The organism is Pantoea sp. RG18, assembly GCF_025910075.1.
Lineage (GTDB): Bacteria > Pseudomonadota > Gammaproteobacteria > Enterobacterales > Enterobacteriaceae > Pantoea > Pantoea agglomerans.
The window spans coordinates 148,632-161,363 of record NZ_JAPCIL010000002.1 but is presented as its reverse complement, the minus strand read 5'-3'; the positions used below and the strand labels follow the sequence as shown (position 1 = coordinate 161,363).

Here is a 12,732-nt window from a genome sequence, read left to right as displayed (position 1 = left end):
TTTTTTTCGCCGGTAACAGAGCCGGAGGCTTTAACGCGGATCGCTGAGACGCGTTAAAGCGCCCGTTTTCAGGCCCGGTTATCGCCGTTGCGGCTCATCCACAGAGAGAGCGCTTTAAGCGAATCATCAGTGAACTCATCACAACGTGCGGTGATCTCATCGGGCGTCATCCAGATAATCTCATCGACTTCCGATTCCTGCATGGCGAATGGCCCGTGTGACACACAACTGAACAGACCGCCCCAGACGCGACAGTGCTGATCTTCGAAGTAGAATTTGCCATGCTCAGCAAACGGCACCGCGGCAATTCCTAACTCCTCTTCCGCTTCACGTCGCGCAGACTCCAGCATATCTTCACCGCTCTGCACCACGCCGCCTGCGGTTGCGTCCAGTTTGCCCGGCATAAAATCTTTTATCTCAGTGCGACGCTGCACCAGAATCTTGCCCATACCGTCATGAACCACAATATAGGTAGCGCGGTGACGCAGGCACTCAGCGCGCATCTGCGCACGTGTTGCCTGAGCAACAACTTCATTCTCTTCGTTTACGATATCGACCCACTCGATGCCGTCACCCGCAGTTTGATCCACCATCCGTAACCCTTTCCTGTTTGGCGTACACTTGGGTACGCAGTTTGCCACGTCTTTATTTTTATGTGGCGTAAGGTAATCACTTCCGGCAGCCTGAGCAAGCCCTGGCTGTTACCGATTTTTACCACTTTCTGCTAACCACAGCTGTACTGAGGCTCGCTGCCACTGAAACTCAGCATAATCCCGCAGACGCGCGGGCAAAGGATCGCCATGCAATACCAGCCGGTTAAGCATCACCGCCAGATCGGTATCCGCAATTGACCACTCGCCAAACAGGTTCTGTTGCCCGTCCGGCAGCAGGCGATCGACGGCCATAACCAGTTTATCCACCGCCTGCTGCGCTGATGCGGTCAGCGGCGCAAAGCGCTCACCGGCAAACAGCACTTCTGTGGGACGCTCCTGACGTATCCACAGGAAGTCACTGCGCAGCCAGGCCTGGATCTCTCTGGCGCGGGCACGCTTCTCGCGGTCGCGGGGATAGAGGCGCTCAAACTCGGGCGCTGCAAAGCGCTCTTCAAGATATTCGGTAATCGCCGAGGATTCGCTTAACAGGAACGCATCAATCTGAAGGGTCGGAACCCGGCAGGTCAGCGACAGCTCGCGGTAAGCCGTGGCGTATTGCTGATTCTGCGACAAATCGACGCGCTTCAGCTGGAAAGGGATCCCTTTTTCGGTAAGAGCAACATAGGCCGACATGGCGTAAGGACTGAAAAATGATGAATCTGACCACAGGGTGATGGACGGATAATTCATCGGTTACCTCAATTGGCTGTCAGGGTTGCATCATGTTTACCGATTTTTATTTGGGAAGGCAACGCTGAGCTGATCCGATCTCTGCCTCCGGAATAAGAAAGCGCGACGCGACTCACGATAGAGTGGCTCGACTCTTCTATGCTGAAAGGTGCAAATAACAAAAAACATCAAGGGAGCCGCAACATGCACATTCTTATTACCGGTGGCACGGGACTGATTGGCCGTCACCTGATTCCGCGCCTGCAACAGCTGGGGCATCAGATCAGTGTGGTGACGCGTGACGTGGTCAGCGCGCGTGAAAAACTGGGCGAAGAGGTCGCGCTCTGGTCAGGGCTGGCGCAACAGTCGAACCTGGATACGATCGATGCGGTCATTAATCTGGCGGGAGAACCTATTGCCGACAAACGCTGGACGGAGCCGCATAAACAGCAGCTGTGTGAAAGCCGCTGGCAGATAACCGAGCAGATCGTCTCACTGATCAACGCCAGCGCCACACCACCGTCCGTGTTGATCTCAGGTTCGGCAACCGGCTTTTATGGTAACACCGGCGATCTGGTACTGACTGAAGAGGATCAGGGTCAGGATGAGTTTACTCATCAGCTCTGCGCCCGCTGGGAGCAGCTGGCGCTCGCGGCTGAAAGCGAACGCACCCGCGTCTGCCTGCTGCGAACCGGCGTGGTGCTGGCGTCTGAGGGCGGCGCACTCAGCAAAATGAAGCTGCCCTTTAAACTCGGCATCGGCGGGCCGATTGGCAGTGGTAAACAGTACATGCCGTGGATTCACATTGATGACATGCTAAACGCCATTATCTGGCTGCTGGAGCATGACGATCTGCGGGGTCCGTTCAATATGGTCGCTCCCTACGCGGTGCGTAACGAGCAGTTTGCCGCCACGCTGGGCCGGGTGATGCATCGTCCGGCCTTTATGCGCACGCCTGCCAGCGCCATTAAACTGATGATGGGCGAATCGTCGGTACTGGTGCTGGGAGGACAGCATGTGCTGCCAAAACGGCTGGAAGCCTCAGGCTTTGGCTTCCGCTGGTACGATTTGCAGGAGGCGTTGCAGGATGTTGTGAAGCATTAATCCTGGCCCGCGCCAGCGAGACGCGGGCGCGGGATTACTTCAGCGATCCCTTGAGGAACTGCTGTAAACGCGGGCTTTTCGGGCTGCCGAACAGTTCCGCAGGCGGTCCCTGCTCTTCGATTTTACCCTGATGCAGGAAAATGACATGGCTGGAGACGTGACGGGCAAACTCCATCTCGTGGGTCACGACCACCATGGTTTTGCCCTCCTCAGCCAGCTTCTGCATGATGCGCAGTACTTCCCCGACCAGCTCCGGATCAAGCGCCGAAGTGGGTTCGTCAAACAGCAACACCTCTGGCTCCATCGCCAGCGCGCGCGCAATCGACACACGCTGCTGCTGACCGCCGGAGAGGTGAACCGGATATTTTGCCTGTGCCCGCGCATCAATTCCGACTTTATCGAGGTATTTGATGGCACGCTCACGCGCCGCCGCTTTACTCAACCCCAGCACCTGAATCGGCGCTTCCATCACGTTTTCCAGCACGGTCATGTGACTCCACAGATTAAAGTGCTGGAACACCATGGTCAGGCTGGTACGTAACGCGCGCAGCTGCTCTTTGTCAGCCACTTTGAGCTGACCATCTTTGTCACGGACTAAGGTGATTTGTTGGTTATTCACCATGATGCTGCCTTCACTCGGTTTTTCGAGGAAGTTGATGCAGCGTAAAAAGGTACTTTTCCCTGAGCCGGACGATCCAATGATACTGATCACATCGCCCGCTTTAGCAGTTAACGAGACCCCTTTCAGCACTTCATGTTCACCGTAACGCTTATGCAATTCGGTGACGCTTAATTTATTGTCAGCCATAGTTCTACTCAATGCGATGAAGAGGGTTTCACGTGGGCCAGCCAGCGACGTTCCGCCAGGCGGAACAGGCTGATCAACACGTAAGAGATAATCAGGTACAACACAGCCGCCAGACCAAAGGCGGTAAACGGCTGATAGGTCGCCGAGTTAATATCCCGCGCGATTTTCAGCAGATCCGGCACGGTGGCGGTGAAGGCCAGCGCCGTGGAGTGCAGCATCAGAATCACTTCGTTGCTGTAGGCCGGCAGTGCCGTACGCAGCGCCGATGGCAGGATAATGCAGCGATAGAGTTTAAAAGTAGAGAAGCCGTACGCCCGTGCCGCCTCAATTTCACCGTGTGGCACCGAGCGAATCGCACCGGCAAAAATTTCCGTGGTGTAGGCGCAGGTGTTGAGGGTAAAGGCGAGCAGCGTACAGTTCAGACCACTGCGGAAAAAGGCATTCAGCAGTTCAGTGCCTTTCACAATCTCCAGCGTGTACATGCCGGAGTAGAACACCAGCAGCTGCACATAGAGCGGCGTGCCGCGAAAGACGTAGGTGAAGAGCCAGACCGGAAAGCTGATAAACCGGTTAGGGGAAACCCGCGCTATCGCCAGCAGGATTGCCAGACATCCGCCAATGGTGACCGAGAGGATCAGCAGCCACAGGGTGATAGCTACACCGGTAAAACGATAACCGTCAGTCCAGAGCAGCGATTTCCAGTATTCCTGAATAATATCAATCATAACTCGCCCTCTTTACACCTACCGTATAGCGCCGGTTGAGCCACCACAGCACACCGTTTGACAGCGTGGTAAATACCAGATAAATCACACCGGCCACAATGGCGAAGTAGAACGGCTGCCAGGTACTTTTTCCTGCCAGCTGCGTCGCCTTCACCACATCTTCCAGCCCCAGCAGCGAGACCAGCGCGGTGGCTTTCAGAATCACCTGCCAGTTGTTGCCGATGCCTGGCAGCGCGTAGCGCATCATGGCCGGAAACAGAATGCGGCGGAACACCTGCGCGCCGGTAAAGCCAAACGCGGTTGCTGCTTCAATCTGCCCCTGAGGCACGGCCATAAAGGCGCCGCGGAACGTTTCGGTGAAGTAGGCACCATAGATAAAGCCGAGCGTGATGATACCGGCGACCATCGGGTCGATATCAAACTGCGCCATACCCAGCGCATCGGTTATCTGGTTGAGGACAATCTGCAGACCGTAGAAGATCAGCAGCATCAGTACAAGGTCTGGCACGCCACGAATCAGCGTGGTGTAGCCTTCAAAAATCATCGCCAGTGGCCGGCTGCGCGACAGTTTCGCGCCTGCGCCAATCAGGCCCAGCAGCACTGCCAGCACGACGGAAGTGAGCGCCAGTTCCAGCGTCACCAGCGTGCCCCGAAGAATTACATCAGAATAGCCATACAGCATCGAGAGGGTCCTGTCGTGGGGTGAAAACGAAACGCTGCCCGCAAGCGAGACGGGCAGTTTAGCTTTACCTCTCTGTTGCAGATGCCATCCGCCATTAGCGGAAAAGAACCCGATTCTGCACCTGGCAGAACCGGCTCAGACCCGGCAAAACGGACACAGAGGGTAAAGCGACAGGATGGTTAGTCGCCGTACACGTTGAAATCGAAGTATTTCTTCGCAATCTTGTCGTAGGTGCCATCTTTACGCATGTCAGCAAAGGCTTTGTCGATGGCGGCTTTCAGTTCGCTGTCATCTTTACGCAGTCCCATGCCGGTACCGACGCCAAAAATCTTGTCATCTTTCACGGCCGGACCGGCGAAGGCGTAATTTTTACCGACCGGCTGCTTCAGGAATCCTTCGCTGGCCTGCACTTCATCCTGGAAGGCAGCATCAATACGACCGGCATTCAGATCCTGATAGACCAGATCCTGGTTTGCATAAGGCGTGACGTTCACCCCTTTTGGCCGCCAGTTCTGATTGGCGTAAGTTTCCTGCGTGGTGCCCTGCAGCAGACCGATGTTTTTGCCTTTCAGGGACTCAATGGTCGGCTCAATTTTCGATCCCTTCGGCGCGACTAAACGCGCGTTAGCGGCGTAGAGTTTTTCCGAGAAGGCGATCTCTTCCTGACGTTTCGCTGTGATGGAAAGTGAGGAGATGATGGCATCAATTTTCTTCGCTTTCAGCGAAGGGATCAGCGCATCAAAGTCGCTCTCTACATAGGTACATTGGGTATGAATACGTTTACAGATTTCGTTAGCGAGGTCGATATCGAAGCCCACTAACTTGCCTTGCGCGTTTTTCGACTCAAACGGTGGGTAAGTTGGATCTGTGCCGATACGGATTGAACCCGGAACCGCCGCGAAGACGCTGGCAGCACTGGATAAGCCCAGCATCAGGGAAAGAGCCAGAACACGCTTTTTCATAGATTACCCTCAAGTGAAGTGCTTTTTGTTATGTGGTTCGTGATGTGTTTGCGCAAAGTAATTTGCATGTTTCATGCCAGTTCTGCAAGTTAACCACGCTGTTAGCGTGATGTCAGACAGGCGAAAACGCTGTGTTTGTGAGGGGAATATAGCAGTGAAGTAAAAGAGAAAAAGCGACGTTGTTAACTTTTGGTGCGTCAAATGCACGAAGAGTGATCCGAGGCGCGCTTATGCACTAAATAAGTGCGCCAGCGGAACTTTATGCACCCTGCCAGCGCGTGAAGAGATCTTCCGATAATTCGATATCAAACTGGTCGATCACCCGGTTAACGGTCTGATCGATCAGCTGATCGATCGTTTCAGGCCGATGATAGAATGCCGGCACGGGTGGCATAATAATGGCACCCAGCTCTGCGGCGGTGGTCATCATTCGCAGATGGCCAACATGCAGCGGGGTTTCGCGCACGCACAGCACCAGCTTACGCTGCTCTTTTAACACCACGTCAGCCGCACGGGTCAGCAACGAGTCACTGTAACTGTGGACGATGCCAGAGAGCGTTTTCATTGAGCAGGGTAAAATCGCCATGCCCAGCGTTTTAAACGATCCAGATGAGATATTTGCTGCAATATCGCGCACGTCATGCACCACATCGGCCAGCGCCTGCACGTCACGCAGCGAATAATCGCTCTCCAGTCCCAGCGTCTGACGCGCCGCCTGACTCATAACCAGATGCGTTTCTACTTCTTCCACCTGCTGCAACACCTGCAGCATGCGCACGCCATAGATCACCCCGCTTGCGCCAGAGATGCCAATGATGAGTCGTTTCATATTCCAACCTTATTTCAGCCAATGGGCCATCATACGCGGCCTGCGGGTTTCTGAAAACAAACAGGGCGGGATTGCTCCCGCCCTGTTTTATGCTGCCCGCCTGCTGAAGGTATCAGCCTTCGTTGTGCAGCTCGAGGTTTTCGACTTCGTTCTGCCGCTGAAGCGCTTTGGCATCATCATTACGCAGCGACTCGAGATACTCCAGATATTGCTGATCGACATCTTTCGTCACGTAAATGCCGTTGAACACCGAGCACTCAAATTGTGCAATGTCCGGATTCTCTTCGCGAACCGCTTCGATCAGATCGTCCAGATCCTGGAAGATCAGCGCATCGGCTTTAATCAGCTGGCGAATCTCTTCCACTTCACGGCCATGCGCAATCAGTTCCGTGGCGCTGGGCATATCGATACCGTAGACGTTCGGGAAACGAATTTCCGGCGCCGCTGACGCCAGATAAACCCGTTTTGCGCCCGCTTCACGCGCCATCTCAATGATCTGCTCTGAGGTGGTACCGCGAACAATAGAGTCATCCACCAGCAGCACATTTTTATCACGGAATTCGGCGCGGTTAGCGTTGAGCTTGCGGCGCACCGCGCTGCGGCGTAACTGCTGGCCCGGCATGATAAAAGTACGGCCAACGTACCGGTTCTTCACGAAGCCCTGGCGATAGGGTTTGTCGAGAATACGTGCAATTTCCAGCGCGATATCGGTGGAGGTTTCAGGAATCGGAATCACGACGTCGATATCGAGATCTTCCCACTCGCGCGCAATTTTCTCACCCAGCTTGGTACCCATACGGACACGGGCGCTGTAGACCGAGATTTTGTCGAGGAAGGAGTCGGGACGCGCAAAATAGACATACTCGAACAGGCACGGATTGCTTTTCGGATTTTCAGCGCACTGGCGGGTAGACAGCTGGCCCGCCTCAGTCACATAAACCGCTTCACCCGGTGCAACGTCACGGATGAACTCAAAGCCCAGCGTATCCAGCGCCACGCTCTCGGAGGCGACCATATATTCGGTGCGGCCATCAGCGATAACGCGCTTGCCCAGCACCAGCGGACGGATACCGTTAGGATCACGGAAGGCGACCATGCCGTGGCCGATAATCATCGACACTACCGCATAGGCTCCGCGCACCTGCTGATGCACGGCAGCAACCGCAGCAAAGATGTTGTCGGCTGTCAGCGGATCGTTTTGGAAACGATCTAACTCCTGCGCAAAGATGTTCAGCAGGATTTCAGAATCTGAGGTGGTATTAACGTGACGGCGGCCCTTTTCAAACAGGTGCTTACGCAGCACGTGGGCGTTGGTCAGGTTACCGTTGTGCGCCAGGGTGATGCCATACGGGGAGTTTACATAGAATGGCTGCGCTTCAGAGGCACTGGAGCTTCCCGCGGTTGGATAACGCGCGTGACCGATCCCCATATTGCCCTGCAGACGCTGCATGTGGCGTGCTTCGAAAACGTCGCTGACCAGGCCGTTTGCCTTTCGCAGGCGAAAACATTTCAGCGCATCGATAGTACAAATGCCTGCGGCATCCTGCCCGCGGTGCTGGAGCACCGTTAACGCGTCATAGATCGACTGGTTGACCGGCATGAAACCGGTGATACCGACAATACCGCACATGTTGTCATTTCCTCATTAAGCCGCACTCCCGGTCACATCACCGGGGTAAAAAACTCGACGTGCTTTTCAGGTAATCAAAAAACCACCTGATTATATAACTGAACTCGGGAATGAGTTGAGACTGTTGCCAGTCCGGACTTTTGGAAAAGCCAGTGAATGTATCGAGGAAGAACAGCAAAGCGGCTACGATCAGCACACCACGCAATGCCCCGAAACAGACGCCCAACACCCGGTCGGTTCCCGACAGGCCGGTTTTTTCCACCAGCGTGCCGATAACGTAGTTCACAATGGCCCCCACAATCAGGGTCGCCACAAACAGCACACCGATAGCGATACCGTTACGAACCAGTTCGTCGTCAAAACCTGTAAACCAGACTGCAAGGTAGGCGTAGTAATGACTGGCGACAAAAAACGCGCATCCCCAGGTAACAAGAGATAAGGCTTCCCGGACAAACCCACGGACCAGGCTGACCAGAGCCGAAAAACCAACTACCGCAATAATGACGTAATCAATCCAGATCATGAACTCTTCCAGCGCCAGTGCAATTGCACCCCTGCATCCAGTTCGGGGCGCATTCTAACAGAAAAAGAAAACGTTTGCGTAGCGCTTTTCTTTTTCTGCATCCATAAAAAAGGCGATGAAAAAAAACGCTATCGCCCGGGTGATTCTAAGCCGGACAGGCCGTTGAAAATCTTGACTATTTTGCACGGCAGCGCGCTTTAAACGCGCTGCCTGAGGGGTAAAAGACGCTGCCTGTTACTGCTATCGGCAGCGCCAATCGCCGGTTTTAGCGGGCGCTGTATGGCTTCACCACACCGCCCAGTCCTGAGATGCTTTTCAGCTCGCCAACCGCACTCTGCATTTTGGCTTTCGACGCATCCGGCCCAACGTAAATGCGGGTGATCTGACCCTGTACCGGCGTTGAAGGCACGGTAAAGGCGCGATAGCCCGACAGCCGCAGCTGCGCGACAATCTCATTCACTTTGCTGGCGTTTTTCAGCGCACCTAACTGCACCACATAAGCCTGCCCTGCCGGCGCTGTCGTCTCTGCTGATTTTGGCGCCTCTTCCTGCTTCGGCTGTTCGACCACTTTAGGCTGTTCAACCGGTTTAGGTTTAGGCTGCTCCACGGCTTTTGGCTTCTGCTGTTCGACCGGCTTCTGCTTAGGCTGCTCTGTTACTTTCGGTTTCTGCTGCTCAACGACCTTCGGCTTCGTCACCGTCTGTGCGGGCACAGACTGATGGACCGGCGGCGGCGAGACCACTACCGGATCGCTCTCGTCTTCCGGTTGAGTCCGACCCTGCTCTGCTGTAGCGTTGGTTTTACCGTTGCCATTGCTGCTGCTGACCGCATTGCCCGCGCCTTCCGGCGGCTGTGCCGGCAGCGACTGGGTTACCGGCGGCACCATTTCGCTGTCCTGCTGATCGTCAGGTTTCGGCACCAGCGGAATGGCGGCAAACTCCTCTTTGTAATGCTTTTTCTGACCATCCAGCAGCCCTGGCAGCACAATCACGCCAACGGCGACCAGAATAACGGTGCCGACTAAACGGTTCTGAAACTTACTCGCCACGTCCTTTCTCCGTTTCAATCGATTCCATGACCTGTGCAACGGTGTGGAATGAACCACAGACCAGCACAATGTCCTGCGGCGCTGCCCGCTGGCGTGCCTGCTGCCAGGCGAGCTCAACCGAACTAAAAGCCTCGCCCTGCGAAAGGTTGTTCAGCAGTTGCTCAGCACTGGCGCCGCGCGGACCCTCGAGGGGCGCGCAGTACCAGGCATCGACCACCGGTGCCAGCGCCGCCAGCGTTCCGGCGATATCTTTATCATGCAGCATGCCCACCACGGCGTGCACTTTGCCGCGTTTCGGCAGTGACGCCAGCCGCGACGCCAGATACGCTGCCGCATGCGGGTTATGGGCGACATCCAGAATAACGCGCGGTGATTCGCTGAGGGTCTGAAAACGGCCTGGCAGCATCGCCAGCGGCAGGCTGGCGCGAATCTGCGCCTCACTGACCTCAAGCCCGGAGACCCGCAGCGCCACCAGCGCGGTCGCCGCGTTAGGCAGCGGCACCTGCGGCAGCGGCAGATCGTTCAGCTCACCCGTCGCATCACGCAGTGACCAGCTTTCTGCCTGCGCATGCCACGACCAGTCACGGTTGCGCTGCAACAGCTGCGCACCTTTTTCCTGTGCGACCACGGCAATACTCTGCGGCATATCCGGTTCACCCACTACCGCAGGTTTCCCCGCCCGGAACACACCGGCTTTTTCACGCCCGATGCTTTCGCGATCCGGACCAAGCCAGTCGGTGTGATCGAGCGCAATGCTGGTGACCACCGCGACATCGGCATCCACGATGTTTGTCGCATCCAGCCGTCCGCCGAGGCCGACTTCGAGGATCACGACATCCAGCTGCGCCTGGCGGAACAGATTCAACGCAGAGAGCGTGCCAAATTCAAAATAGGTCAGCGAAATATCTGCACGTCCGGCTTCAATCTCCGCAAAACTGGCGCAGTGCTGCGCTTCACTCAGCTCCTCTCCCTGAACCCGAACGCGCTCGGTATAGCGCACCAGATGCGGTGAGCTGTACACGCCAACGCGGTAGCCCGCGGCGATCAGCAGCGTTTCCAGGGTGCGACAGGTGGTGCCTTTGCCATTAGTACCGGCCACGGTAAAGACAAAAGGAGCGGGTTTCAGCAGGTCGAGACGAAGCGCTACCTGACGAATACGGTCCAGACCCAGTTCAATGGCCTGAGTATGCAGGTGCTCAAGATAATAAAGCCACGTGGCCAAAGGCGACGTGGCTTGGGGAAGGTGAAGATTGTCCATATGTCCCGTTTTGCTTATTTATACCAGGCAGGCTGCTGCTGCGGTATACGGTGCATTGGTAAGAGGTGCTTTGGACGCACCTCTCTATCTCCTGTCAGGCCTCGTTGCTTTCCGATTCAGTCGTCGCCGGAGCGGACTGTTCACCATCATGCAGCGGTGCCGGCAGGTTCATCATTTTTGCCAGCAGGCTTGCCAGTTTGTAGCGCATTTCCGGACGGCGAATGATCATATCAATCGCGCCCTTTTCAATCAGGAACTCACTGCGCTGGAAGCCCGGCGGCAGTTTTTCACGCACGGTCTGCTCAATAACGCGTGGGCCGGCAAAGCCAATCAGTGCTTTAGGTTCCGCGATATTGAGGTCGCCCAGCATGGCAAAACTGGCCGAAACACCACCCATAGTCGGGTCAGTCAGCACGGAAATATAAGGCAGACCGCGCTCACGCATTTTTGCCAGTGCCGCACTGGTTTTCGCCATCTGCATCAGCGACTGCAGCGCTTCCTGCATACGCGCCCCGCCGCTGGCGGAGAAGCAGATCAGCGGGCAGTTATCTTCTAACGCCTGCTCAACCGCACGTACAAAACGCGCACCGACCACAGAGCCCATTGAACCGCCCATAAAGGCAAATTCAAAGGCCGCCGCAACAACCGGCATGCCGTGCAGCTGACCTTTCATGACCACCAGCGCATCTTTCTCACCGGTGTCTTTCTGGGCCGCGATCAGACGATCTTTGTACTTTTTGGAGTCACGGAACTTGAGCAGATCTTTAGGTTCAAGTTCACTACCCAGCTCAACCATCGTGCCCTGATCGAGGACACTGCCTAGGCGCTCACGTGCGTGCATCCGCATGTGATGGTCACACTTCGGGCAGACCTCAAGATTACGCTCCAGCTCGGCGCGGTAGAGCACCTGACCACAGCTGTCACACTTGGTCCAGACCCCTTCCGGGATACTGGCTTTGCGCACAGGTGTTCCGGTGCTTTTATTAAGAATGCGTTCAATCCAGCTCATTGATGACCTTTCTGTTTAAAACTGACCTGGTCCAGTCGTCTTGATACTGCTGAAAACCGCTTCAGCAGACGGTAAATGTCGCTCATTAAACCACAACCTGTTCAGACTGTGGATAAAAATCTGGTCTTACCCCTGAGCGCAGCCTTACGGCTGCTTCTGCTGCTTAGCCTGACGGCGATGACGCCAGACTTCAATCACACCTGGCAGAATCGAGACCAGGATAATGCCCACAATCAGCAGCTTCAGGTTTTCCTGCACCACCGGCAGATCGCCAAACAGGTAGCCGGCATAGGAGAACAGCAGCACCCAGAGCAGCGCACCCGTTACGTTGAACAGCGCGAAGTGGCGATAGGACATATGGCCCATACCGGCAACAAACGGCGCAAAGGTTCGCACGATCGGCACGAAGCGCGCCAGGATAATGGTTTTTCCGCCATGACGGGCATAAAACGCATGGGTTTTATCCAGATGGCTGCGACGGAAAATCTTCGAGTTCGGGTTACTGAACAACCGTTCGCCAAACAGGCGGCCAATGGTGTAGTTCACTGCATCGCCCAGAACCGCGGCCACCACTAATAATGCCACCATCACATGCACATTAAGATCGTTACCCGGCAACGCCGCCAGTGCGCCCGCCACAAACAGCAACGAGTCACCCGGCAGGAAGGGCGTCACCACCAGACCGGTTTCGCAGAACAAAATCAGGAACAAAATAGCGTAAATCCAGATACCGTACTGTGCAACCAGTTCGGCAAGATGCACATCAATGTGCAGAATAAAATCAACCAGAAAATGGAGAAACTCCATGGCGCGCCCTTTTAAGTCCTGAAAG

14 protein-coding genes are annotated in these 12,732 nt (G+C 55.5%); 1 reads left to right on the top strand and 13 read right to left on the bottom strand.

The window, feature by feature from the left end; genetic code table 11:
• Nucleotides 1-68 precede the first annotated feature (68 nt).
• Both yfcD and yfcF read right to left on the bottom strand, forming a co-directional pair.
• Nucleotides 69-593 carry an NUDIX hydrolase YfcD gene (yfcD, locus tag OK409_RS01325; RefSeq protein WP_010258035.1) on the bottom strand — a complete coding sequence of 175 codons (525 nt, stop codon included), beginning with the start codon at nucleotides 591-593 and terminating at the stop codon, nucleotides 69-71.
• A 108-nt stretch (nucleotides 594-701) separates the two neighbouring features.
• Complete coding sequence (gene yfcF / locus OK409_RS01320; RefSeq protein ID WP_250327906.1) at nucleotides 702-1,343, bottom strand: glutathione transferase; 642 nt, start codon at nucleotides 1,341-1,343, stop codon at nucleotides 702-704.
• A 183-nt stretch (nucleotides 1,344-1,526) separates the two neighbouring features.
• Between yfcF and OK409_RS01315 the strand changes: the two genes are divergently transcribed.
• Nucleotides 1,527-2,426 carry a TIGR01777 family oxidoreductase gene (locus tag OK409_RS01315; RefSeq protein WP_033767475.1) on the top strand — a complete coding sequence of 300 codons (900 nt, stop codon included), beginning with the start codon at nucleotides 1,527-1,529 and terminating at the stop codon, nucleotides 2,424-2,426.
• Nucleotides 2,427-2,460: 34 nt separating this feature from the next.
• Here the strand turns inward: OK409_RS01315 and hisP are convergent, their stop codons facing one another.
• The 11 genes from hisP to OK409_RS01260 form a co-directional block, all read right to left on the bottom strand.
• Entirely contained in the window at nucleotides 2,461-3,234 is a 774-nt protein-coding gene (gene hisP, locus OK409_RS01310) for a histidine ABC transporter ATP-binding protein HisP (RefSeq protein WP_010258014.1), read from the bottom strand.
• Between the two features lie 8 nt (nucleotides 3,235-3,242).
• Nucleotides 3,243-3,959: an ABC transporter permease gene (locus OK409_RS01305; RefSeq protein WP_010258010.1), complete on the bottom strand. Its 717-nt coding sequence runs from the start codon at nucleotides 3,957-3,959 to the stop codon at nucleotides 3,243-3,245.
• A complete protein-coding gene (locus OK409_RS01300) occupies nucleotides 3,952-4,641 on the bottom strand; it encodes a histidine ABC transporter permease HisQ (protein WP_010258006.1) in 690 nt (229 codons plus the stop codon). The genes OK409_RS01305 and OK409_RS01300 overlap by 8 nt, the downstream gene beginning before the upstream one ends.
• Before the next feature lie 179 nt (nucleotides 4,642-4,820).
• On the bottom strand, nucleotides 4,821-5,603 hold the full coding sequence (argT, locus tag OK409_RS01295; protein WP_010258004.1) for a lysine/arginine/ornithine ABC transporter substrate-binding protein ArgT: 783 nt from the start codon (nucleotides 5,601-5,603) through the stop codon (nucleotides 4,821-4,823).
• 259 nt (nucleotides 5,604-5,862) lie between these two features.
• On the bottom strand, nucleotides 5,863-6,432 hold the full coding sequence (locus OK409_RS01290; protein WP_010258003.1) for a UbiX family flavin prenyltransferase: 570 nt from the start codon (nucleotides 6,430-6,432) through the stop codon (nucleotides 5,863-5,865).
• Between the two features lie 112 nt (nucleotides 6,433-6,544).
• Nucleotides 6,545-8,062, bottom strand: a complete 1,518-nt coding sequence (gene purF / locus OK409_RS01285; protein WP_010258001.1) for an amidophosphoribosyltransferase — start codon at nucleotides 8,060-8,062, stop codon at nucleotides 6,545-6,547.
• Nucleotides 8,063-8,099: 37 nt separating this feature from the next.
• Nucleotides 8,100-8,585, bottom strand: a complete 486-nt coding sequence (gene cvpA / locus OK409_RS01280; RefSeq protein ID WP_003854265.1) for a colicin V production protein — start codon at nucleotides 8,583-8,585, stop codon at nucleotides 8,100-8,102.
• Between the two features lie 265 nt (nucleotides 8,586-8,850).
• Complete coding sequence (gene dedD, locus OK409_RS01275; RefSeq protein WP_033772302.1) at nucleotides 8,851-9,633, bottom strand: cell division protein DedD; 783 nt, start codon at nucleotides 9,631-9,633, stop codon at nucleotides 8,851-8,853.
• Nucleotides 9,623-10,891, bottom strand: coding sequence for a bifunctional tetrahydrofolate synthase/dihydrofolate synthase (gene folC / locus OK409_RS01270; protein WP_264366662.1), 1,269 nt, complete (start codon nucleotides 10,889-10,891; stop codon nucleotides 9,623-9,625). The genes dedD and folC overlap by 11 nt, the downstream gene beginning before the upstream one ends.
• A 94-nt stretch (nucleotides 10,892-10,985) precedes the next feature.
• Complete coding sequence (accD, locus tag OK409_RS01265; RefSeq protein ID WP_010257992.1) at nucleotides 10,986-11,900, bottom strand: acetyl-CoA carboxylase, carboxyltransferase subunit beta; 915 nt, start codon at nucleotides 11,898-11,900, stop codon at nucleotides 10,986-10,988.
• A gap of 144 nt (nucleotides 11,901-12,044) precedes the next feature.
• A complete protein-coding gene (locus tag OK409_RS01260; protein WP_010257990.1) occupies nucleotides 12,045-12,707 on the bottom strand; it encodes a DedA family protein in 663 nt (220 codons plus the stop codon).
• Between the last annotated feature and the right edge of the window lie 25 nt (nucleotides 12,708-12,732).

What these genes read in the sequence shown, in the direction of transcription:
- yfcD (WP_010258035.1), bottom strand. Translation starts at nt 593, where the DNA reads ATGGTGGATCAAACTGCGGGTGACGGCATCGAGTGGGTCGATATCGTA.
- yfcF (WP_250327906.1), bottom strand. Translation starts at nt 1,343, where the DNA reads ATGAATTATCCGTCCATCACCCTGTGGTCAGATTCATCATTTTTCAGT.
- OK409_RS01315 (WP_033767475.1), top strand. Translation starts at nt 1,527, where the DNA reads ATGCACATTCTTATTACCGGTGGCACGGGACTGATTGGCCGTCACCTG.
- hisP (WP_010258014.1), bottom strand. Translation starts at nt 3,234, where the DNA reads ATGGCTGACAATAAATTAAGCGTCACCGAATTGCATAAGCGTTACGGT.
- OK409_RS01305 (WP_010258010.1), bottom strand. Translation starts at nt 3,959, where the DNA reads ATGATTGATATTATTCAGGAATACTGGAAATCGCTGCTCTGGACTGAC.
- OK409_RS01300 (WP_010258006.1), bottom strand. Translation starts at nt 4,641, where the DNA reads ATGCTGTATGGCTATTCTGATGTAATTCTTCGGGGCACGCTGGTGACG.
- argT (WP_010258004.1), bottom strand. Translation starts at nt 5,603, where the DNA reads ATGAAAAAGCGTGTTCTGGCTCTTTCCCTGATGCTGGGCTTATCCAGT.
- OK409_RS01290 (WP_010258003.1), bottom strand. Translation starts at nt 6,432, where the DNA reads ATGAAACGACTCATCATTGGCATCTCTGGCGCAAGCGGGGTGATCTAT.
- purF (WP_010258001.1), bottom strand. Translation starts at nt 8,062, where the DNA reads ATGTGCGGTATTGTCGGTATCACCGGTTTCATGCCGGTCAACCAGTCG.
- cvpA (WP_003854265.1), bottom strand. Translation starts at nt 8,585, where the DNA reads ATGATCTGGATTGATTACGTCATTATTGCGGTAGTTGGTTTTTCGGCT.
- folC (WP_264366662.1), bottom strand. Translation starts at nt 10,891, where the DNA reads ATGGACAATCTTCACCTTCCCCAAGCCACGTCGCCTTTGGCCACGTGG.
- accD (WP_010257992.1), bottom strand. Translation starts at nt 11,900, where the DNA reads ATGAGCTGGATTGAACGCATTCTTAATAAAAGCACCGGAACACCTGTG.
- OK409_RS01260 (WP_010257990.1), bottom strand. Translation starts at nt 12,707, where the DNA reads ATGGAGTTTCTCCATTTTCTGGTTGATTTTATTCTGCACATTGATGTG.